This is a genomic window from Streptomyces daghestanicus, from assembly GCF_020521275.1.
GTDB classification, from domain to species: domain Bacteria; phylum Actinomycetota; class Actinomycetes; order Streptomycetales; family Streptomycetaceae; genus Streptomyces; species Streptomyces griseoviridis.
The window spans coordinates 1,365,618-1,386,335 of sequence record NZ_BNDX01000002.1 but is presented as its reverse complement, the minus strand read 5'-3'; the positions used below and the strand labels follow the sequence as shown (position 1 = coordinate 1,386,335).

Genomic DNA, 20,718 nt, shown 5'->3' with positions numbered 1-20,718 from the left:
CAACCGTATTGGTATGTACCAGTCAAGGGTGTAGACCAGTCAACTCCACGCCGGACGGACCGGGTTGCGGGCGCGACGCCGGGCGGCTCGTCAGAATCGGCTCATGACCACGACACCGCACCCCCTCGTCACCCGTGCCCGGCGGCTCGCGGACGAGCTGCTCGTCCCCTCCGCGTCCCGCGTCGACCAGGAGGGCGTCCCGGTCTCCCACATCGGGGCCGTCCGGCGTTCCGGGCTGCTGGGGGTGAGCGCGCCCGGGGAGTACGGCGGGGCGGGCGCGCCGGACGCCGTGGCGCGGGAGACGGCCGAGATCCTGGCGGGGGCCTGCTGCTCCACCTGGTTCGTGCAGACCCAGCACCACACACCGGTGCGCCTGCTCGCCAGGGCCGAACGGGGGCTGCCGGTCCGGGAACGCCTGCTCCCCGCCCTGGCCACCGGCGAGCTTCTGTCGGGGGTCGCCTACGCGCACGTGCGCGGCTGGCCGCGGGTGCCGGTGCGGGTCACCCCCGAGCGGGGCGGCTGGCGCTTCGACGGGACGGTGCCCTGGTACACCGGCTGGGGGCTGAACGACGTACTGCTGCTGGCGGGCGTGACCGACGACGCGGAGGTGGTGTTCGCGTTCACCGACGCCCGCGAGCAGCCGGGGCTGCGGCCCTCCCCGCCGATGCGGCTGGCCGCGCTGACCGCCGCGCGGACGGTCTCCCTGGCCCTGGACGGACTGTGGGTGCCCGGCGAGGCGGTGGTACTGCGCCGGGACCGGGCGGAGTTCGCCCGGACCGACATCCCCCGCAGCGCCAACACCTCACCGGCGGTGTTCGGGGTGGCGTCAGCCGCGCTGGACCTGCTGGACGGCGTGCCCGACGCCCGGGACACGGCGGCCGCGCTGCGTACGCGCCTGGACGGTCTGCGCCGGCGTGCCTACGCCCTCGCCGACCACCCCGTCCCGCACGAGCACGTCGAGGAGCGGCTGGAGCTGCGGGCCCGGTCCCACGACCTGCTGCGCGCGGCCACGACCGCGGCGGTGGTGGCCGGCGGCGGCCGGGCGATGGACCTGGGCGGCACGGCCCAGCGGCTCGCCCGGGAGGCCATGTTCCTGCTGGTGCAGGGCCAGACGGCCCCGGTACGGCGGGCCCATCTGGCGGCGCTGGGCACCTGAGGCCCGCCGGGTCGGGACCGGGGTCCGGAAGGTCGGGTCAGTCGTCGTCGGAAGCCGGGACTATGACGAGGAACGCGTCCGACTCCAGGTCCATGACGACGGTGGCGGGCTCGCCCTGGGCCCGCCGGGCGGCGGCGAACTCCTCCGCCGGCCACGAACCGCGCGGGGAACCCGCGGGAAACCGCTCCAACACCTTCGCGCTCATAACGGCAGACATAGCGGCAGCCACCTCCAGCAGTCGGGAACCGGCACCCGGCGCCCTCGGCCGAGCAGGTTCCGCCTGCCCCCGTTCACCCCGCTCATACCCCGTCCGCCGCGCATCCGGTGGAGGCCCGCCCAGCGAAGTGATCACATGGGGAGGGAGCAGGGACGACCGGGGGGCCGCCGACCGGAGGGCCGAGCACCATGCGTGACGACGACACCGGGACCGGACCGGCCACGCCGGGTGACGCGGACCCCGGGGCTCCCGGGGCCGGGGCACGCTGTCTGGTGACCGGTGCCACGGGGTACATCGGCGGCCGGCTCGTGCCGGAGCTGCTCGCCGCGGGGTTCCGGGTGCGCTGCCTGGCCCGCACCCCAGGCAAGCTGCGCGACGTGCCCTGGGCCCGCGAGGCCGAGGTGGTCCGCGGTGACGTCACCGACCGGGCCTCGCTGGCCGCCGCGCTGCGCGGTGTGGACGTCGCCTACTACCTGGTGCACGCCCTCGGCGCCGGGGAGGGCTTCGAGGACACCGACCGCCGGGCGGCCCGCCTCTTCGGTGAGCTGGCCCGGTCCGCCGGGGTGCGGCGCGTCGTCTACCTGGGCGGTCTCGCCCCCGCCGGCGTGCCCGAGCACGTGCTCTCCCCGCACCTGCGCTCCCGGACCGAGGTGGGCCGCATCCTGCTGGCGTCCGGCGTGCCCACCACCGTGCTGCGGGCCGCCGTGATCATCGGTTCGGGCTCCGCCTCCTTCGAGATGCTGCGCTACCTCACCGAGCGGCTGCCGGTGATGGTGACCCCGAACTGGGTGCACACCCGCATCCAGCCCATCGCGGTCCGGGACGTACTGCGCACCCTGGTCGGCAGTGCCCGGATGCCGGCCGACGTCAACCGGGCGTTCGACATCGGCGGCCCGGAGGTCCTGACGTACCGGCAGATGATGATCCGGTACGCGGCCGTCGCCGAGCTGCCGCACCGGTTCGTCGTACCGGTCCCCGTCCTCACCCCCCGGCTGTCCGGATACTGGGTGGGGCTGGTGACGCCGGTGCCCGCCTCCATCGCCCGGCCGCTCACCGAGTCGCTGCGCCACGAGGTGGTCTGCCGGGAGCACGACATCGCGCGGTACGTGCCCGACCCGCCGGGTTCGCCCCTCGGATTCGACGAGGCGGTACGGCTGGCCCTCCGGCGCGTCCAGGAGGCGCAGGTGGCCACCCGCTGGTCCAACGCCTCGGTGCCCGGCGCCCCCAGCGACCCGCTGCCCACCGACCCCGACTGGGCGGGCGGCAGCCTCTACACCGACCTGCGGGAGCAGCCCGTCGACGCCTCGCGCGAGCGGCTCTGGCAGGTCGTCGAGGGCATCGGCGGGGAGCACGGCTGGTACTCCTTCCCGCTCGCCTGGTCCGTGCGCGGCCTGCTGGACCGGCTGGCCGGCGGGGTGGGGCTGCGCCGGGGCCGGCGGGACGCGACGCGGCTGCGGGCCGGGGACTCGCTGGACTTCTGGCGGGTCGAGGAGATCGAGCCGGGCCATCTGCTGCGGCTGCGCGCGGAGATGCGGCTGCCGGGCCTGGCCTGGCTGGAGATGTACGCCGAGACGGACGGCGCCGGCCGCACCCGCTACCGGCAGCGGGCCCTGTTCCACCCGCACGGTCTGCTCGGCCACCTGTACTGGTGGAGCGTCTCCCCCTTCCACGCCGTCGTCTTCGGCGGCATGGCCCGCAACATCGCCCGCGCGGCGGCGAGCGGCACCGTCCCGGCCCGTCCGGGGCGCCGGCCGCGTCCGCGCGCCGCGCGCGGACGGAAGTAGTGCACGGCACCCCGCCGCGCAGTCCCGCACCCTGGAAGGACGCGCATGCACGTCTCGGTCGTCCTGTTCACCGCCGATCTGCGGCTGCACGACCATCCGCCGCTGCGGGCCGCCTGCGACGGGGGCGGCCGGGTCGTGCCGCTGTTCGTGCGGGACCGCGCGGTGGACGCGGCGGGGTTCGCCGTGCCCAACCGGCTGGCGTTCCTCGCCGACTGCCTGCGCGACCTGGACGCGGGCCTGCGCGCCCGCGGCGGCCGGCTCGTCGTCCGCTCCGGTGACGTGGTCGAGGAGGTCTGCCGGGTGGCCGCCGAGGCGGACGCCGACGAGGTGCACATGGCGGCCGACGTCAGCGCCTACGCCCGCGCCCGCGAGGGGCGGCTGCGGCGGGCCCTGGAGGGGGCCGGGCGCCGGCTGCACGTCCATGAGACGGTGACCACCGTGGTGCCGCCGGGCGCGGTGACCCCGGCGGCCTCCGACCACTTCGCGGTCTTCACGCCCTACCTCCGGCAGTGGTCCCGGCTGTCGCCGCGTCCCGTCCTCGCCGCGCCGCGCGCGCTCCGGGTGCCGGACGGCGTCCGCTCCGGACCACTGCCGGACCGCGCCGCCCTCGCGGGCAGCGCCGGCCTGTCGCCGGGGCTGGCCCGGGGCGGGGAGGCCGAGGGCCGCCGACGGCTGGCGGCCTGGCTCCGCGGCCCCGTCGCCCGGTACGAGGACCGCCACGACGACCTGGCCGGCGACGCCACCTCCCGGCTCTCGCCCCACCTCCACTTCGGCACGCTCTCCCCCGGCGAGGTCGTGCACCGCGCCCGCCGGGCGGGCGGCCCCGGCGCGGAGTCCTTCGTACGGCAGCTCGCCTGGCGCGACTTCCACCGGCAGCTCCTCGCGGCCCGGCCGGCCGTCTCCACCGCCGACTACCGCACCCGCCACGACCGGTGGCGCACGGGCCCCGGCGCGGAGGCGGACGCCGCGGCCTGGCGGGCGGGCCGCACCGGTTTCCCGCTGGTCGACGCCGGCTTGCGCCAGCTCCGCCACGAGGGCTGGATGCACAACCGGGCCCGGCTGCTCACCGCGAGCTTCCTCACCAAGACGCTCTACGTCGACTGGCGGGTGGGCGCCCGGCACTTCCTGAGCCTGCTGGTCGACGGGGACGTCGCCAACAACCAGCTGAACTGGCAGTGGGTGGCCGGCACCGGCACCGACAGCCGCCCGCACCGGGTCCTCAACCCCGTCGTACAGGCCCGGCGGTACGACCCGGACGGCGCGTACGTCCGGCGCTGGGTGCCGGAGCTGGCCGGGGCGTCCGGGCGGGCCGTGCACGAGCCGTGGACGCTGCCGGACCGGGAGCGCGCCGGGCTCGGCTACCCGGCACCGGTGATCGGCCTCGCGGAGGGCCTCGCCCGGTTCCGGGAGGCGCGCGGTCTCACGTGAGGGGCGCGGCGGAGGCCGCCGCGAGCGAGCCGAGCACCTCGGGCAGGGTGGAGGGCCTGGCGGTGCCCGTCCCGGAGCGCCCGGCCCAGCCGGGACCGCCGAGCAGCACCAGGGGCCGGCGCCGGGTGCCGGCCACGCGCCACCGGGCCCCCGCGGCATGGCGGGCCGGGGGCGACGGCCACCGGGTGCCGGGCCTGCGCCCACAGCAGCACGGCGACCGGGCCCAGCCGGCGCACGGCGGCGGTCGGCGCCCGGGCCGGGACGGCCGCGCCGAGCATCCGGAGCGCGAGGCCGCGCTCGCTCAGTACGGCGTCGAGCGCCCCGATGGGCAGCGAGTGCTCCTCGCCGGGCACGCAGGCCAGGACCATGGGCGCGGCGGTGCCGCGCGCGGTGGCGGCGGGGGCGGGTGTGGCGGCGCAGCGTGGTGGAGACGTCCCAGGACAGCAGGTGCTCGACCTCGACGTAGCGGTCGCCGGAGGTCTCCCAGGCGCGTCCCACCGCGGGCGGGGCCGGCACCGTCACCTCCTGCCAGGCGGTGCTCAGCCCGTGCCGGTCCACGGCGGCGCCCAGCGGCTCCCGCACGGCCGGCGCGTCCAGCCGTACGGCGGCGCGGGACAGGCCCCGGGGCTCCCCGCGCAGCTCCACGGCGGACGCGGAGGGCTCCCCCGGCCCGGGGCGGGCCGGCCGGGCGGCCTCGGCGGGTGGCACCCCGGACGCCGTCGGCCGGCACATGGTCTCCAGCAGCCGGACGTCCTGCGGCGCCCAGCGACGGTGGCGGCCCTCGGCGCGGACGGCCGGCCCGATGCCGTATCTGCGGTCCCGGGAGCGCAGCGTGGTGGGGGAGACGCCCAGCCGCCGGGCCAGGGCGCCGGTGGTCAGGCCGGCACCGGCCGGCACGGGACTCGTCGGCTCGTGCGTGAGCGCACGAGCCGACGCACGGCCGGCGCCCGGTGAAGCCTCCGGGGATTTCCGACCAGGGCACCCGGGCCCGCGCATAAAGGCGAGGTAAGGAGCAGAATGGAGGTATTGCGGCATTCGTCGCATACCGCACCAGACGCGGACGGTCTGCCAGTAAAAGGAGACGACCATGGCCAACGTCTCGCACACCAGAGGCGACACCACCCACGACCTGGGCAGCCACCCCGACGCCCCCGAGATGCGGGCCCGCTACGACCGCGTGCTCGGCGGCCGGGACGTGATGCTCATGGACGGGCCGGTGTTCCTGCTCGGCCTGTACTGCGCCGTGTCCCCGTGGATCCTCCACTTCACGTCCAGCCAGCCCTCGCTGGTCGCCCACAACCTGGTTCTGGGCATCGCGATCGCCGTGCTGGCGCTGGGATTCACCCGGGCCCCGGAACGGATGTACGGCCTCAGCTGGGCCATGTGCGGCATCGGCATCTGGATGATCATCTCGCCCTGGGTCGTGGGCTCCAGTCCGGACACCGGTGTCATATGGAACAACATCATCATCGGCGCGCTGGCCCTGATCCTCGGGACGGCGTGCGCCGGTGCGGCGGCGAAGGCGTCCAAGCACTAGGCCCGTCCGGCACCGCGTGAGGCCGGTCCGCGCGTGCGGACCGGCCTCACGCGCGCTCCGGCGCGAAATCGCGCATGCGTGCGCCCGCCGCCAGCGGGCAGACGGCCGGTGCGGGGGCAGAGACAGAAAGGGGCGGAGATGGGGATCGACGGGATCTTCAGTGCCATCATCATCGGTATCGTCATCGGCGTTCTGGGCCGGCTCGTGGTTCCGGGCCGCCAGCGCATCGGCATTCTGTGGACGATCCTGGTGGGCATCGTGGCCGCGCTGATCGGTACGGCGATCGCGGGCGCGTTCGGGGTGGCCGAGACGGACGGTCCGGACTGGATCGAGTGGCTGATCCAGATCGCCCTGGCGGCGGTCGGCGTGGTGGCACTGGACCGGGCGAAGGCGCGCCGCTGACGGCGGCGGCCGGACTCCGCACCGGCGGGCGGCGCACCCGGGACGACCCGGGGCGCCGCCCGCCGCCGCGTCTAGGCTGGGTCCGCCGTATCACCCGAGCCGCCCGGAAGGACGCCGTATGACCGTGAAGGACACCGAGCTGCCGCTGCTCCGCCGCTGTGTGGAGCTGGCCGCCGAGGCGCTGGCGGCCGGGGACGAGCCCTTCGGCTCCGTGCTGGCCGGCGCGGACGGCACGGTGCTGGCCGAGGACCGCAACCGGATCGCGTCCGGCGACAGCACCCGGCACCCGGAGTTCGCGCTCGCCCGCTGGGCGGCGGAGCACCTGGACCCGGCCGAGCGGGCGGCGGCGACGGTGTACACCTCCGGCGAGCACTGCCCGATGTGCGCCGCCGCCCACGCCTGGGTGGGCCTCGGCCGCATCGTCTACGTCGCCTCCTCGCGGCAGCTCTCGCAGTGGCTCACCGAACTGGACGTCCCCGCCGCCCCGGTCCGGGCGCTGCCGGTGCGGGACATCGCGCCCGGTGTGACCGTGGACGGCCCCGTCCCGGAACTGACGGAGGAGATCCGGGCGTTGCACGTCCGGTTCCACGCCGGGCGGGGCTGACCCGCGCCGCCGGTCCCGCTCAGCCGCGGGCGCGGGGCCGGAAGCGCCGGTGCAGGGCGGCACCGCCGAGGACCAGCGCGGTACCGCTCAGCAGGGCGGGCAGGGTCTGGTCGGCCCCGGTGCGGGCGAGGGCGGACGTGGCGGTGTCCGGCGCGGCCAGCTCCGGCTCGTGCGCGGGCGGCTCCTCCTCCCCCGCGGGCGGCGCGGACGACCCGGGCTCGGGCTCCGGCTCCGGTTCGGGTCGCGGGGCCGGGTGGCGCGGGGGCTCCGGGCGGTCGTCGCCGGGGCCGTTCACGGACTCGTTGCCGGTGACGGGGTTGCCGATGCCCACCACGTTCACCGAATTGCCGCTGATGTTGACCGGAAGGTCGACCGGCAGCTGCACGCCGTTGCCGGTGAGCACCCCGGGCGAGTCCTCGGTGCCGCTCGCGGCGGACGCGCCGCCGGGGCCGCCGCCCTCCCGCCCGCCGGGGCCGCCGCCCCTCGCCCCGCCCGGGCCGCCGCTCCCCCCGGTGTTCGCGCAGGTGTTGCCCGCGGCCGGGTTGAGCAGCCCGGCCACGTTCACGGTGTTCCCGCACACGTTCACCGGGACGTCCACCGGGAGCTGGACGATGTTGCCGGAGATCAGCCCGGCCGAGCCGGCCGCCGCCCCCCGCGCGTCCGCGCCGCCGGCCGCGAGGGCCGAGCCGGCCGGGACCGACACGGCCAGCGCGCCGGACGCGGCGACGAGTACTCCGATTCGGGTAACCCTTGTCATAGGCTCCCTGCCTTCCAGACATGATCGCGGGCACTCACCCGCACTGGTGACAACGCGGACGAACCATCCGAGTTATGGCTTATCCGCCTTTCACCCCGTCGAGTGGCCCCGGCGTCGAACGCCCGCTCGGTGCGCGCCCGGCCCGGAGGCGGGGTCCCGGCACCCCGCTTATGGTGGGCGAGGGCGCCGCTCTCCGGTCCCCGACGGGGCGCCCGGGAGGCATCGATGCTGGCCAAGCTGTCGACCCGGCCCACCGCGCTGCGCTGGGCGATACCCGGCGCGCTGGGGCTGTCCCTGCTGGGCGCGGCCCTGCCCGCGGCACCCGCGGCCGGCCCCGGCTCCGGCGAGTCCGGGCCCGGCCTGTCCCGCTACTACGACCAGCGGGTGAAGTGGTCCGCCTGCTCGGGCCTGGAGATGCCCGAGGACCTCCAGTGCGGAAAGGTCACCGTGCCGCTCGACTACGCCCGGCCCCGCGGGAAGACACTCGAGCTGGCGCTGGCCCGCTACCGGGCGACCGGCCACCGCAAGGGCTCGGTCCTGCTGAACTTCGGCGGCCCCGGCAGTTCCGGCGTCAGCGAACTGTCCGCCGGCGCCGAGGACTTCATGCACCTCACCAACGGCTACGACGTGGTGACCTTCGATCCGCGCGGCGTCGGCCGGTCCTCCCCGGTGAGCTGCGGACCGGGCTCCGCGGAGATCATGGCGGCGACCGACGGGGACGAGGGGATGAAGCACCCCCGGCGGGCGCTGGACCGGCTGCGCAAGGCGGCGGACCAGTGCGCGGAGCACTCCGGGCCGGTCCTGCCGCACATCGGCACCGTCAACGCCGCCCGCGACCTGGACGTGATGCGCCGGGCACTCGGTGACGACAAGCTCAACTACCTGGGCTTCTCCTACGGCACCCGGCTCGGCGCGGTGTACGCCGCGCAGTTCCCCGGGCGGGTGGGCCGGATGGTCCTGGACGGGGTGGACACCCTGACCGATTCCCTGCCCGAACAGGGCGTGGCGGGCGCGCGGGGACAGCAGACGGCGCTGGAGAACTTCCTCGACTGGTGCGTCAAGGAGGACATCGCCTGCCCGTTCGGCCAGGACGGCCGGCAGGCCCGGCGGGAGGTCGTACGGCTGGTCGGCTCGCTCGACGAGGAGCCGGTGCCCTCCGCCTTCGGCGAGCCCTTCACCGGGCAGGACCTGGTCAGCGCCCTCGGCCAGGCGCTCTACAGCCGGGAGCTGTGGCCGGCGCTGGAGCGGGCCGTGGCGCAGCTGGTGGAGAACGGCGACTCCTCGGGCCTGGAGAGCTTCACCTCCGGCGGCGTCGGCTTCCCCGTCCGGCGGGCGGCGGGCGGGAGGACCGAGGGGGCGCTCACCGACCCGGAGGACGTCCCGCTGGACAACCTCCCGGCGGCGCTGATGGCCATCAACTGCGCCGACGACCCCGATCGCCCCGGCGCGGACCGGGTCGCCCGCTCCCTCGGCCCGCTGCTGCGGCGGTACGAGGAGGCGTCCCCGGTCTTCGGACGCTACCGGCTCACCCAGGTGCTGATGTGCTACGGCCGCCCCAAGGGCACCGACTACATCCGCGACGAGGTCAAGGGCGTCGACACGGCGAAGATGCTGCTGGTCGGCACGCGCGGCGATCCGGCGACGCCGTACCGCTGGACGCAGGAGACGGCCGAGCGGCTGGGCCCCTCGGCCGTGGTCCTCGACAACAAGGGCGAGGGGCACACCGGGTACGCGTCCTCCGCGTGCGTGCACCGCAAGGTGGACGACTTCTTCCTGCACGGCACCCTGCCGCCCAGCGGCAGCTCCTGCGGACCGGAGGGGGACGCGTCCGGCGACTGAGCCGCGCGTCAGTCCAGGACGATCTCCGGCCGGTACAGGTCCAGCCAGAGGGCGAGGTCGAGGGCGCGTTCGAGGCCGCGCCGGTCCCCCTGGCCGGTCATCGGCGCCTCCCGTTCCGCGGCGCGGCGGAGCCGGTCGGGGTCGACGAGGTCGAAGACCGGGTGCCCGGTGCGGGCCAGCAGGTCGCGGGCCTGGTCCTGGAGGGCCGCCGCGTACTTGGGGTCCTGGGTGGACGGGTAGGGGCTCTTGACCCGGTCGTAGACCGACCGGGGCAGGACGTCGGCGGTGGCCTCGCGCAGCAGGGTCTTCTCGCGGCCGTCGTAGGACTTGAGCGCCCAGGGCGTGTTGTAGACGTACTCCACGAGCCGGTGGTCGCAGAACGGGACGCGGACCTCCAGGCCGACGGCCATGCTGGCGCGGTCCTTGCGGTCGAGCAGGACGCGGACGAAGCGGGTCAGGTGGAGGTGGGAGATGCGGCGCATCCGGTACTCGAAGTCGCTCTCGCCGTCCAGGCGCCGGATGCCCGCGACGGCGTCGCGGTAGCCGTCGGCGACGTAGGCGGGCAGGTCGAGGGAGCGGTTCAGCTCCGGGCGCAGGACGTCGGCGTCCTCCCCGAAGTGGCGGCCCATCGTGACCAGCCAGGGGAAGGCGTCGGCGGTGCGGGCGCGTTCGTCGAAGAACTGGAGGTAGCCGCCGAAGACCTCGTCGGCGGACTCGCCGGACAGGGCGACGGTGGAGTGCTCGCGGATGGCCCGGAAGAGCAGGTGGAGCGAGGCGTCCATGTCACCGAAACCGGCGGGCAGGTCCCGGGCCCGGACGACCTTCTCGCGGATCGCGGGGTCGGCCAGCGCCTGCGCGTCGAGCACGATGTCCTGGTGGTCGGTGCCGGAGGTGCGGGCCACGTCGTGCACGAACGGGGTGTCGGGGGTGCCGCGCAGTTCGTCGGCGACGAAGTTCTCGGTCTGGCCGGCGAAGTCGACGGCGAAGCTGCGGATCTTCTCGCCGTCCCCGGCCAGTTGCCGGGCGCCGAGCGCGGTCAGCGCGGAGGAGTCGAGCCCGCCGGAGAGCAGGGTGCAGCGGGGCACGTCCGCGACGAGCTGGCGGCGCACGATGTCGTCCAGCAGGGTGCGGACCCGGGCGACGGTGGTGTCCCGGTCGTCGGTGTGCGGGCGGGTCTCCAGCTCCCAGTAGCGGCGGGTGCGGACGCCGTCGCGGTCGACGGTGACGACGGTGCCGGGCTCGACCTCGCGCATGCCGTCCCACACCGCGTGGCCCGGCGTCTTGATCATGGTGAAGAGTTCCCGCAGCCCGTCCAGCTTGACCCGGCGGCGGGCGAGCGGGTTGGCGAGGATCGCCTTGGGCTCGGAGCCGAAGAGGACGCCGTCGGCGGTGGGGTGGAAGTAGAAGGGCTTGATGCCCATGCGGTCGCGGACCATGAGGAGCTTGTCCGCGCGGCCGTCCCAGACGGCGAAGGCGTACATGCCGTTGAGGCGTTCGGGCAGCGCCTCCCCCCACTCCAGGTAGCCGCGGAGCACGACCTCGGTGTCGGAGTCGGTGGTGAAGCGGTGGCCGCGGCCGGTGAGTTCGCGGCGCAGCTCGGTGAAGTTGTAGGTCTCGCCCGAGTAGACGAGGGCGACCGTGCCGTGCGGGGTCCCGGCGGTCATCGGCTGCCGGCCGCCGGGCAGGTCGATGATGGCGAGCCTGCGGTGGCCGAGCGCCGCGGGGCCCTCGGCCCAGACGCCCCGGTCGTCCGGTCCGCGGCAGGCCATCGTCTCCGTCATCGCGTCCAATGCCGTCTTCTCGGCGCGCAGGTCGCGGTCGAAGGAGACCCAGCCGGTGATGCCGCACATGTGCTACCTCCTGCGTCCGGTCCGCCCGGAGGACCGCTCCGACCTGGCACGTCGGAGTGCTTCGCGGGTGCGAGCACGCACGGGCGGCCCTTCCGGCAAACCAGTTGTAGTTGCCATCTACAACCTGAGCCTGCGCTCCGCCGGTACGCGCGGTCAACGCGGCCGTAACACGACGGACACATAAGGCTCGTGCTTTCGGCCACACTTTGCTTCAGCGATACCTCACCGTCCGGCCCGTACGGACCCCGGCCGCACCGAACCGGCCATCGGCAAAGAGTTCTCCAACCGGCCCCGGCCGCTCCACGTGCCAGCCGGACAGAACAGACCTATCGTGCTGGCATGGAGCACGATCTGAGCCCCGCCACCCTCGCCGAACTCCGGCGCCCCCGCCCCTATCCGGCCGTGTCGGTGCTGACCCCGACGCACCGCCGGGAACCCGGCAGCGCCCAGGACCCGGTGCGCCTGCGCAACGCGGTCGCCGAGGCAAGGAGACGGCTGGAGGCCGATCCGGCGGTCACCCGGGAACGCCGCGCCGAGGTCGAGGAGCAGCTCGACCGGGCCCTCGCCGAGATCGACCCCGCCGAGACGGAGGACGGACTGGCGATCTTCGCCGCGCCGGGCGAGCACCAGGTGTGGACGCTGGCCCGCTCCGTGCCCGAGCGCGTGGTGCTCTCGGACACCTTCCTGACCCGCAACCTGGTCGCGGCCCACTCGGCCGAGCGCCCGTTCTGGGTGCTCTCGGTCTCCGCCGACCGCGCCACGCTGTGGAACGGCGGCACCGACCGCGTCACCGAGGAGCGCTCCGGCGGCTTCCCGCTGACCAGGCCGCCGGAGGACTTCGACCCCGAGCGCCAGGAGCGGATCGGCGACTCCCCCAGCGCCTTCCGCGACGAGCGCACCCGCCAGTTCCTGCGCGACGCGGACGCCGCGCTGGGCCGGCTGCTGCGCGACCGTCCGCGTCCGGTGTACGTCACCGGACCCGAGGCGGCGCTGTCACTGCTCGACGACGCGGGCGGCGCCGTACGGGGCGCGGTGCACCTCCCGCACGGCGGCCTCGCGAACGGCACCCCGGAAGCCGTGTGGCAGGCGGTACGGCCGCTGGTCGCCGCCGAGGCGCGCCGGGCCGCCGACGCGGTGACCGGCGAACTGGAGGCGGCGCGCGGCCGGCGGGAGTACGCGGCCGGCGTCGACGAGCTGTGGCGGAGCGCCCTGGCCGGGCGGGTCCGGCTGCTGGCCGTCGAGGAGAACTACCGCGCGACGGTGGTGGACGCCGGCGACCATCTGGAACCCGCGGACCCCCGCGACCTCGACGCCCGCGAGGACATCGTGGACGAGATCGTCGAACAGTGCCTGGAGACCGGCGCGGAGGTCCGCTTCGTCCCGGACGGCACCCTGCGGGACGCGGACGGGATCGCCGGGGTGCTGCGCTACTGAGCGTCCCGGCCGGTCCTCGCGCCGCCGCCCTTGACGGCCGTGACACCCTGGCGGCAGTGCCGACCGGGAGGAGCCGACGGGAGATGGGTCAGTCACTGGGCGTGGCGGTCCTGGGCGCGGGACACATGGGCGCCGATCACATCCGCCGGCTGGACCGCGTGGTGGGCGGCGCCCGGGTGGTCGCCGTCGCCGACCCCGACGCGGAACGGGCGAAGGAGGCCGTCGCCGGGCGGGAGGGCGTCGCGGTCCGCACGGAGGCCGAGGCCGCGCTGGACGCGCCCGGCGTCGAGGCCGTACTGATCGCCTCCCCCGGCGAGGCGCACGAGGAGGCGCTGCTCGCCGCCTTCGCCCGGAACCTGCCGGTGCTGTGCGAGAAGCCGATGGTCCCCGACCCGGCGGGCGCGCTGCGGATCGTGGAGGCGGAGGCGCGGCTCGGCCGGCGGCTGGCCCAGATCGGCTTCATGCGGCGCTACGACTCCGAGTACACGCGGCTGAAGGCCCTGCTGGACGGCGGGCGGCTGGGCCGGCCGCTGATGCTGCACTGCGTCCACCGCAACGTCTCCTCACCGCCCGGCTTCACCTCCGCGATGCTGGTGAACAGTTCCGTCTCGCACGAGATCGACGCCGCCCGCTGGCTGCTCGGCCAGGAGCCGGTCGCGGTGACCGTGCACCGGCCTCGGCCGTCCGCCGGAGCGCCCGCGGGGCTGCTCGACCCGCAGTTCGTGCTGTTCGAGACCGACGGCGGCGCCCTGGTCGACGTGGAGGTCTTCGTCAACTGCGGCTTCGGCTACCAGGTCCGCTGCGAGGCCGTCTGCGAGGCGGGAAGCGCCCGCATCGGCGAGGAGCGGGCCATGGCGGTGACGGCGGCGGGCGGCCTGCGCGAGGAGGTGCCGCAGGACTACCTCGTACGGTTCGCCGACGCCTACGACCGCGAGGTGCGCGCCTGGGTCGACGCCGTGCGGCACGGCCGGGTCACCGGCGCGAACGCCTGGGACGGCTACGCGGCGTCCGCGGTCGCCGAGGCGGGAGTGCGCGCCCTGGAGTCCGGCGTCCGCACCCCGGTCGACCTCGCGCCGCGCCCGGCGCTGTACGGGGGGACCGGGGCGTAGGGCACCGGTGCCGCATCCGTTCGCCCCTCAGCTCCCGTAGTGCGCCTACGCGACGGTCCACGGGGAGGGCCTGCGGGACGACCGGGTGAGTCGATCGCCCGGGACCATGGCATATGCCGTCGGCATCGCCGTAGCGTGTGTCACCGAATCCCCCCCCAGGGCGTCGCGCGCTGTGCAACAGTCGTGAGGTCTTCCGCGCCCGACCCGGTTCCGCCCTGGCCGTACCGTCTGCACACCGGAGTGCGTCATGCCGTCCCCCCTCTCCGCGGACCACCCCGCCGCCCAGCCGTCAGGGCCCGGCACGGTGGAGGCGCTGATATCGCAGACGCGGCGGCTCAAGGGCGAGGTGGACGCCGTACGGCGGGACGCGCGGCACGACGGATCGGACCCCACGGGCCGCTGGCAGCGCGCCCTGTACGATCTGGCGCTGCATCAACTGGACGACGTCGACCGGCACTTGGCGCAGTTGCGGGACGGCCCGCCGCTCCGGTCGGCGCCCGCCGGTTCCGGCCGGGCCGGCTCGTCGCCCGGCCTGGTCGGCAGCGCGGAGTGGGATCTGCTGACGGACGGGGCCCACTGGTCCCCGGAGCTGTACCGCATCCTCGGCCGGGACCCCGCCGCTGCCCCGCTCACCCTCGACGAACTGCCGTCCGTCGTCCTGGCGGAGGACCGGCCCGGCCTGACCGCGATGGTCACCGGGTGTCTCGTCGACGCCCGCCCGATCGACGGCGAGTTCCGTGTCGTCCGGCCCGACGGCACCGTACGGACCGTGCACATGAGGGGCCGGCCCGTCCTCGACGCCCATGGCTCCACCGTCTCGTTGTGGGCGGTGCTGCGCGATGTCACCGCCCTGCGCCGCGGCCGGCGGGCGGTCAGCGAGTCCCGTGCGTCGCTCCCCGACCCGGCCTCCGCCGCGCCGGCGCGACCGGCCGCGCCCCGCGCCCGGCCCGCCCCTCCGCGGCTGCCCGGCGCCGCCGGTCTGGACCTGGCCGCCGTGCTGCCCCCGGAGTCCGCCGAGGGAGCCGGCGCCCTCTGGTACGACGCCTGCGCCACGGCCGGGGGCGAGGCCCTGCTGAGCATGGTCCGCCTGACCGGCCCCGGCCCGGACGGGGCCCCGGAGGCGGCGTTGCTGGCCGGCACCCTGCGCGGCCTGGCGCTGGCGGGCCTCGCCCCGGGCACCCTGCTGGACCGGCTCGCCCGGCAGCCCGGCGCCACCGGCCGGCCCGCCCTGGACACCGCGGTGTGCTGCCTCTACCGGGCGGCCGACCGGACCCTGCGGTGGGCGTGCGCGGGCCACCCCGCCCCGCTGCTCTTCCGCGGCGGAACGGGGCGGCTGCTCGGCCCCCGGGCCGAGGAACCCCTCGAAGCCGGTGACCTGCTGGTCCTGCACACCTCGCCGGCCCCGCCGGACCGGCTCCTGGCCCTGGCCCCGCGACTGGCCGCGGCGGAGTCGGCCGGGGAAGCGTCACGGGTCGTGGCGCGGGAGTCCGCCGGACACGGGAACGAGGTGTGCGTGCTGACCGCCCGGGTGGAAGGCTAGACGGGTGCGCCGGCGCCCGGCTTCCCCTTTCCCTTCGGGAGCGCCAGCCTGATCTCCTCCCGCAGTTGCCGGATCCGCGGGTGGCTCGCGTACTCCGCGGTCAGGCGGTACATCTCGCGCAGCCGGTCCCAGGTGCGCAGGGAGGAGTTGGACCCCATCGCCATCAGGGCCAGCCGGGCGTAGCGGTCCGCCTGTTCGGGGTCGTCGGCGATGAAACAGGCCGAGGCCATCGAGAGATGGTCGAAGATCTTCGACCGCTCGCGGCCGTCGACCCTCAGGTCCAGCGCCTTCTCCGCGTAGTACTGGGCGTGGACCGCCGCGGCCGGGTCGAACTCGGCCAGGGTGCGGTAGGCGAGCGCGGTCATGCCGTACAGATCCTCGTCCTTGAAGGTCTGCATCCAGTCCGGCGTCCCGGCGTCGTCATGGTCGGCGACGAAGAGGTCCTCCGCCTGTCCGAGGGTGCGGCGCATCGCCTGGCCCTTGCCCATCGACGCCTGCGCCCACGCCTCGATGGTGTGGAACATCGCCCTGGTGCGGGGCAGCAGCCGGTCACCGGAGCCGGAGGTGGCCAGCTTCATCAGGTCCAGCGCGTCGTCGGGCCGGCCGAGGTGCACCATCTGGCGGGCCGCCCGGGAGAGCGCCTCGCCTGCCCGGGGCCGGTCACCGCCCTCCCGGGCGGCGTGGGCGGCGATGAGGAAGTACTTCTGGGCCGTGGGTTCCAGGCCGACGTCGTGCGACATCCAGCCGGCCAGGACGGCGAGGTTGGCGGCGACGCCCCACAGGCGCCGCTGGAGTTGGGGGGGGTGGTGGTAGGCGAGCATGCCGCCCACCTCGTTGAGCTGGCCGACCACCGCCTTGCGCTGGAGACCGCCGCCCCGGGCGGCGTCCCAGGCGCGGAACACCCCGACCGAGTTCTCGAGTTCCTCGACCTCCTGCCACCCGACGGGGGCGGCCTCGTAGCGGTCGGACCCGGCGGGGTCGGCGGTGTGCAGGGGTCGGTCGAGGTCGGGGGCGTCGGCAGCCAGGGCAGGGTCGGTGTGGAGCCAGTCGTGCATGGCGCCGCTGAGTGCGGAGCCCGCGGCGAGCGCGGCGCCCGCGCCCACCAAGCCGCGTCGGTTGAGCATGAGGTCCATTCCCGTGAATTCGGTGAGGACCTCGGCGGTCCGCCCGGGCGCCCACGGCACTTCGCCGGGAAGTTCCTCGCTCCCGCCGCCCTGCCGTTTCCCCGCGCGCCCGTGTCGTACCAGACCGAGGTCCTCGATGGTCACGACACGGCCGAGACGCTCGGTGAACAGGACCGCCAGCACCCGCGGCACCGGATCGCGCGGGATCTCTCCCCTGTCGATCCACCGCCGCACCCGTGAGGTGTCGGTCGCCAGCTGGGGGTGGCCCATGGCCGCCGCCCGCCGGTTGACCAGCCTCGCGAGTTCGCCCTTGGACCAGCCGGCCAGGCCGAACAGGTCCGAGAGGCGGGTGTTGGGTCGTCCGCTCACGTCAAGCCCCCAGGTTCTCGGCTGAGTTGACAGTAGCCCGCAGGGAGATGCCGGGCGACTATTCGCCAGGGCTTCGCCAGGGTCCGCCACATGGTGTGCCAGGGCCGGTCGGGTGTCAGGTAGGAACGCGTCTCCCCGACCTGGCCCCCGCCGGGACACTCCCCAGGGTGGCCCTCGGACGGCCGGTCGGGCGGACGCACCCCGCACGCGACAAGGCACGGCACGCACAGCACGCAAGCAGGAACACGAAGGGATCTGTCTCGCCCATGCACGCAGCATCGTCCTCCGTGTCCGCCCCGCCCCGGTCCCCGCACGTCCGCCCGGCGGGCGGCGGCCCCTACCTCGCCCCTGCGCGCCCGGCGGCCCCCGTCCTCGGGGCGGGCAGGACCCGGCGCGGGGCCGGACCCGGCACCGCGCCCCTCAGCGGAAGGATCGACCTGTCCGGCCCCCAGGGCACCCAACTGCGCACGGCGCTCGCCTCCGTCCACCGGATCTGTCCGGAGTTCTCCCCGGTCCAGGTGCTCCGGCGCAGCGGCCGGTCCGTGCTGCTGGTCGGCACCACGGGACGGAGCACGGCCGTCGCCAAGTGCCTCCTGGACCACTCTCCCGCGTGGGCGGAGCGCATCCGGCACGAAATAGCGGTGTACCGCACGTTCGTCCGGCACCGCCCGCCGACGCGGGTGCCGAGGCTGATCGCGGCGGACCCGGACAACTGCACGCTGGTGATCGAGCGGATGCCGGGGCGGGTGACCGCCGTGCAGCGGCACCCGGCGGAGGCCCCGCCGCGGGCGGACATCAAGGCGGCGCTCGGCGCGATCCGCCGGCTCAACGCCTGGTGTCCCCCGCCGGACACCTTCGGCAAGCCGTTGAACTACGCCAAGCGGATCTCGCGCTTCCACGAACTGGGGCTGCTCACCGACCGGGACCTGGGCGACCTCCAGAAGCTGCTGCACGGCATCGCGCACCGGGCCGGCGGGCACGACATCCGCCAGTTCTGCCACGGTGACGCGCTGCTGTCCAACATCCTCGTGTCCCCGGCCGGTCCCGTGCTGGTGGACTGGGAGCACGCGGGCTGGTACCTGCCGGGCTACGACCTGGCGACGCTCTGGTCCGTGCTCGGGGACGCGCCGGCCGCCCGGCGCCACATCAGCCAGCTCGCCCAGTCGGCGGGGCCCGCCTCGCGGGACGCGTTCCTGGTGAACCTGATGCTCGTGCTGACGCGGGAGATCCGTACGTACGAGACGGCCGTGCAGCGTTCGATGCGCGAGACGGCACCGGGCGCGGCCCAGCCGGGTGCCGTGCCGTCCGGTGAGGAGCAGCGGCTGCTGCTGCGGCGGCTCCACGACGACTGCCAGCTGGCCCGCCGGGCCGTCCGGGCGGCGGTCGGCACCCGCTGAGGGACGCGGGAGGTCCGCGGCACGCCCCGCCAGGCGTGCCGCGGATCTTCCGTGTCCGTGCCATTGGCACAGACCACTGGCGCCGTGGCCAGGGAAAATTCCGGTGCGCGAGGGTGATTGACGGATCGTCGGACCGCCGGGTACCACTGACGCACGCCCGGCCCGCACGTCCCGCCAACGCCCCAGGTCACAGGAGGCCGTCTTGCGAGGAACCGTTCCCGGCCCGATCCCCCTCCCCGGCGGCCGTCGCCGGCGTGCCATGGCCGGTGGCGTATCCGTGGCGGCGCTGCTGCTGCCGCTGCTCGGCGCCGCGCCGCCCACCGGTCCGGCGCCAGCCCCCGACCGTCTGCAGCGCGCCTTCGCTGCGGCGGCGCGGGAGTACCGGGTGCCCCCGAGCGTGCTGCTGGGCGTCTCCTACCTCCAGTCCCGCTGGGACGCGCACGGCGGCGCCCCGAGCGTGACCGGCGGGTACGGGCCGATGCACCTCACCGACGCCCGCGCCGCGCTGGCGAGGGCCTCCTCGCACCACGACGCGGGCGCCGAGGACCCGCGGGGCGACGACGCCCGTCCCGCGCTGCGCCCGGCGGCGGGCCCGGCGGCCCCGGCCCTGCCGGCCCGGCTGACGACCCTGCCGACGGCGGCCCGGCTGACCGGACTGAGCGCCGAGGCGCTGCGCACCGACCCGGCCGCCAACGTGGCAGGCGGCGCGGCGCTGCTCGCCGCCGCGCAGCGCACGCTGGGTGAGCCGCCGAGCGCGGACCCGGCGGACTGGTACGGGGCGGTGGCCCGGTTCTCCGGCGCGGACGACACCGCGACCGCCGCGGCCTACGCCGACGACGTGTACGCGGTGATCCGGTCCGGTGAGCGGCGTGTCACGGACGCCGGGCAGCGGGTCGAGCTGGCCGCCCGGCCGGAGGTGGCGCCGGAGACCGGCCAGGTGGCGCGGGCCGGGCTGCGAACCGTCCCGGGGGCCGGCACCGAGTGCCCGCCCACCGTCTCCTGCGAGTGGATACCGGCACCGTACGAGGAGTTCGGGGACGGCGACTACGGCAACCACGACCTGGGCGACCGTCCCGCCTCCCAGCGGATCCGGTACATCGTCGTGCACGACACCGAGGGCGCCTGGGACGGCGTGCTGAACATGGTGCGGGACCCGACGTACGTCTCCTGGCACTACACGCTGCGCTCCACCGACGGCCACATCGCCCAGCACGTGCGGACCAGGGACGTCGCCTGGCACGCGGGCAACTGGTACGTCAACGCGGGCTCGATCGGGCTGGAGCACGAGGGATTCCTCGCCGCACCGGACGCCTGGTACACGGAGGCCATGTACCGGTCGTCGGCGCGGCTGGTGACGTACCTGGCGAAACGGTACGGCATCCCGCTGGACCGGCAGCACGTCCTGGGCCATGACAACGTGCCCGGGCCGACCGCGTCCGCCGTCCCCGGCATGCACACCGACCCGGGGCCGTACTGGGACTGGGCGCACTACTTCGAGCTGCTGGGCCGGCCCGTCCACCCGACCGCCGGGAAGCACGCCCCGGTGGTGACGATCCGTCCCGACTACGCCGCCAACCGGCCGGTGTACACCGGCTGCGCGAGCGCGGGCGAGCCGTGCGCGGGGCACGGGTCCAGCGAGGTGCGGCTGTACGCCGACCACGACGAGGACGCGCCGCTCATCAGGGACGTGGGCCTCGGCACGGCCCCGACCACGGGGGTGAACGACCTGTCCTCCCGGGTCTCCACCGGCCAGCGTTACGCGGTGGCCGGCCGGTGGGGCGAGTGGACGGCCATCTGGTACCTGGGCCAGAAGGCGTGGTTCCGCGACCCGCCGGACGCGCCCGCGGCGGTGCCCGCGCGGGGCGTCCGGGTGCGGGCGAAGGCGGGGGCGGAGAGCGTGCCCGTGTACGGGCGGGCGTACCCGGAGGCGGCGGCCTATCCGGCGGGCGTACCGGTGCAGGCGGTGTCCCCGCTGCCGTACCGGCTGCCCGCGGGACAGGCGTACGTGGCCGGTGACGTGGTGCCGGGCGAGTACTACTACGCGGTCACCTTCACCGAGGACACGCACCGGGTGGTGCGGGGCGAGGAGCGGTACTACGAGATCCAGTACGGCCACCGGGTGGCGTACGTCCGCGCCGCCGACGTCGAGGTCGTCCGCTAGCTCGTGTGCC

Annotated in this window: 16 protein-coding genes and 1 pseudogene; 12 read left to right on the top strand and 5 right to left on the bottom strand. The window is 75.4% G+C overall.

Annotated elements, in window-relative coordinates; all coding sequences use genetic code 11:
* The first annotated feature begins 103 nt into the window (after window positions 1-103).
* Window positions 104-1,156, top strand: coding sequence for an acyl-CoA dehydrogenase family protein (locus Sdagh_RS06125; RefSeq protein WP_189420576.1), 1,053 nt, complete (start codon window positions 104-106; stop codon window positions 1,154-1,156).
* 37 nt (window positions 1,157-1,193) lie between these two features.
* Here the strand turns inward: Sdagh_RS06125 and Sdagh_RS06120 are convergent, their stop codons facing one another.
* On the bottom strand, window positions 1,194-1,361 hold the full coding sequence (locus Sdagh_RS06120) for a DUF8839 family protein (RefSeq protein ID WP_190010922.1): 168 nt from the start codon (window positions 1,359-1,361) through the stop codon (window positions 1,194-1,196).
* A 200-nt stretch (window positions 1,362-1,561) separates the two neighbouring features.
* Here Sdagh_RS06120 and Sdagh_RS06115 point away from each other — a divergent pair, with 200 nt between their 5' ends.
* Window positions 1,562-3,157, top strand: a complete 1,596-nt coding sequence (locus Sdagh_RS06115; RefSeq protein ID WP_190010921.1) for an SDR family oxidoreductase — start codon at window positions 1,562-1,564, stop codon at window positions 3,155-3,157.
* Between the two features lie 45 nt (window positions 3,158-3,202).
* Window positions 3,203-4,585, top strand: coding sequence for a cryptochrome/photolyase family protein (locus tag Sdagh_RS06110; protein ID WP_190078114.1), 1,383 nt, complete (start codon window positions 3,203-3,205; stop codon window positions 4,583-4,585).
* Here Sdagh_RS06110 and Sdagh_RS06105 read toward each other — a convergent pair.
* Window positions 4,578-5,581, bottom strand: a pseudogene (locus Sdagh_RS06105) (MerR family transcriptional regulator). The gene Sdagh_RS06110 and the pseudogene Sdagh_RS06105 overlap by 8 nt on opposite strands.
* A 91-nt stretch (window positions 5,582-5,672) precedes the next feature.
* Here Sdagh_RS06105 and Sdagh_RS06100 point away from each other — a divergent pair.
* The 3 genes from Sdagh_RS06100 to Sdagh_RS06090 all read left to right on the top strand — a co-directional run bounded on the left by Sdagh_RS06100 (window position 5,673) and on the right by Sdagh_RS06090 (window position 7,128).
* Window positions 5,673-6,122, top strand: coding sequence for an SPW repeat protein (locus Sdagh_RS06100; protein ID WP_189420583.1), 450 nt, complete (start codon window positions 5,673-5,675; stop codon window positions 6,120-6,122).
* Window positions 6,123-6,260: 138 nt separating this feature from the next.
* Window positions 6,261-6,524 carry a GlsB/YeaQ/YmgE family stress response membrane protein gene (locus Sdagh_RS06095; protein WP_189420586.1) on the top strand — a complete coding sequence of 88 codons (264 nt, stop codon included), beginning with the start codon at window positions 6,261-6,263 and terminating at the stop codon, window positions 6,522-6,524.
* 118 nt (window positions 6,525-6,642) lie between these two features.
* The gene (locus tag Sdagh_RS06090; protein ID WP_189420588.1) at window positions 6,643-7,128 is read left to right on the top strand and encodes a nucleoside deaminase; all 486 of its coding nucleotides are present in this window, start codon (window positions 6,643-6,645) and stop codon (window positions 7,126-7,128) included.
* Window positions 7,129-7,147: 19 nt separating this feature from the next.
* On the opposite strand, the gene Sdagh_RS06085 is transcribed toward Sdagh_RS06090, so the two are convergent.
* Window positions 7,148-7,885 carry a chaplin gene (locus Sdagh_RS06085; protein ID WP_190078115.1) on the bottom strand — a complete coding sequence of 246 codons (738 nt, stop codon included), beginning with the start codon at window positions 7,883-7,885 and terminating at the stop codon, window positions 7,148-7,150.
* Window positions 7,886-8,110: 225 nt separating this feature from the next.
* Here Sdagh_RS06085 and Sdagh_RS06080 point away from each other — a divergent pair, with 225 nt between their 5' ends.
* Window positions 8,111-9,724, top strand: coding sequence for an alpha/beta hydrolase (locus Sdagh_RS06080; RefSeq protein WP_190078116.1), 1,614 nt, complete (start codon window positions 8,111-8,113; stop codon window positions 9,722-9,724).
* Between the two features lie 8 nt (window positions 9,725-9,732).
* Here the strand turns inward: Sdagh_RS06080 and asnB are convergent, their stop codons facing one another.
* A complete protein-coding gene (asnB, locus tag Sdagh_RS06075) occupies window positions 9,733-11,574 on the bottom strand; it encodes an asparagine synthase (glutamine-hydrolyzing) (RefSeq protein WP_189420594.1) in 1,842 nt (613 codons plus the stop codon).
* A 339-nt stretch (window positions 11,575-11,913) separates the two neighbouring features.
* Between asnB and Sdagh_RS06070 the strand changes: the two genes are divergently transcribed.
* The 3 genes from Sdagh_RS06070 (at window position 11,914) to Sdagh_RS06060 (ending at window position 15,657) form a co-directional block, all read left to right on the top strand.
* Window positions 11,914-13,008, top strand: coding sequence for a baeRF3 domain-containing protein (locus tag Sdagh_RS06070; protein ID WP_189420596.1), 1,095 nt, complete (start codon window positions 11,914-11,916; stop codon window positions 13,006-13,008).
* An 83-nt stretch (window positions 13,009-13,091) separates the two neighbouring features.
* A complete protein-coding gene (locus Sdagh_RS06065; RefSeq protein ID WP_189420599.1) occupies window positions 13,092-14,117 on the top strand; it encodes a Gfo/Idh/MocA family protein in 1,026 nt (341 codons plus the stop codon).
* A gap of 247 nt (window positions 14,118-14,364) precedes the next feature.
* Entirely contained in the window at window positions 14,365-15,657 is a 1,293-nt protein-coding gene (locus Sdagh_RS06060; protein WP_190078117.1) for a PAS domain-containing protein, read from the top strand.
* Here the strand turns inward: Sdagh_RS06060 and Sdagh_RS06055 are convergent.
* Window positions 15,654-17,150 (bottom strand): DNA-binding protein NsdB, encoded by a 1,497-nt coding sequence (locus Sdagh_RS06055; protein ID WP_189420604.1) that lies wholly within the window; start codon window positions 17,148-17,150, stop codon window positions 15,654-15,656. The two genes, Sdagh_RS06060 and Sdagh_RS06055, sit on opposite strands and share 4 nt — an antisense overlap.
* Before the next feature lie 266 nt (window positions 17,151-17,416).
* Between Sdagh_RS06055 and Sdagh_RS06050 the strand changes: the two genes are divergently transcribed.
* Both Sdagh_RS06050 and Sdagh_RS06045 read left to right on the top strand, forming a co-directional pair.
* On the top strand, window positions 17,417-18,547 hold the full coding sequence (locus tag Sdagh_RS06050) for an aminoglycoside phosphotransferase family protein (protein WP_189420606.1): 1,131 nt from the start codon (window positions 17,417-17,419) through the stop codon (window positions 18,545-18,547).
* Between the two features lie 259 nt (window positions 18,548-18,806).
* Window positions 18,807-20,708, top strand: coding sequence for an N-acetylmuramoyl-L-alanine amidase (locus Sdagh_RS06045; RefSeq protein WP_190078118.1), 1,902 nt, complete (start codon window positions 18,807-18,809; stop codon window positions 20,706-20,708).
* Window positions 20,709-20,718 lie beyond the last annotated feature (10 nt).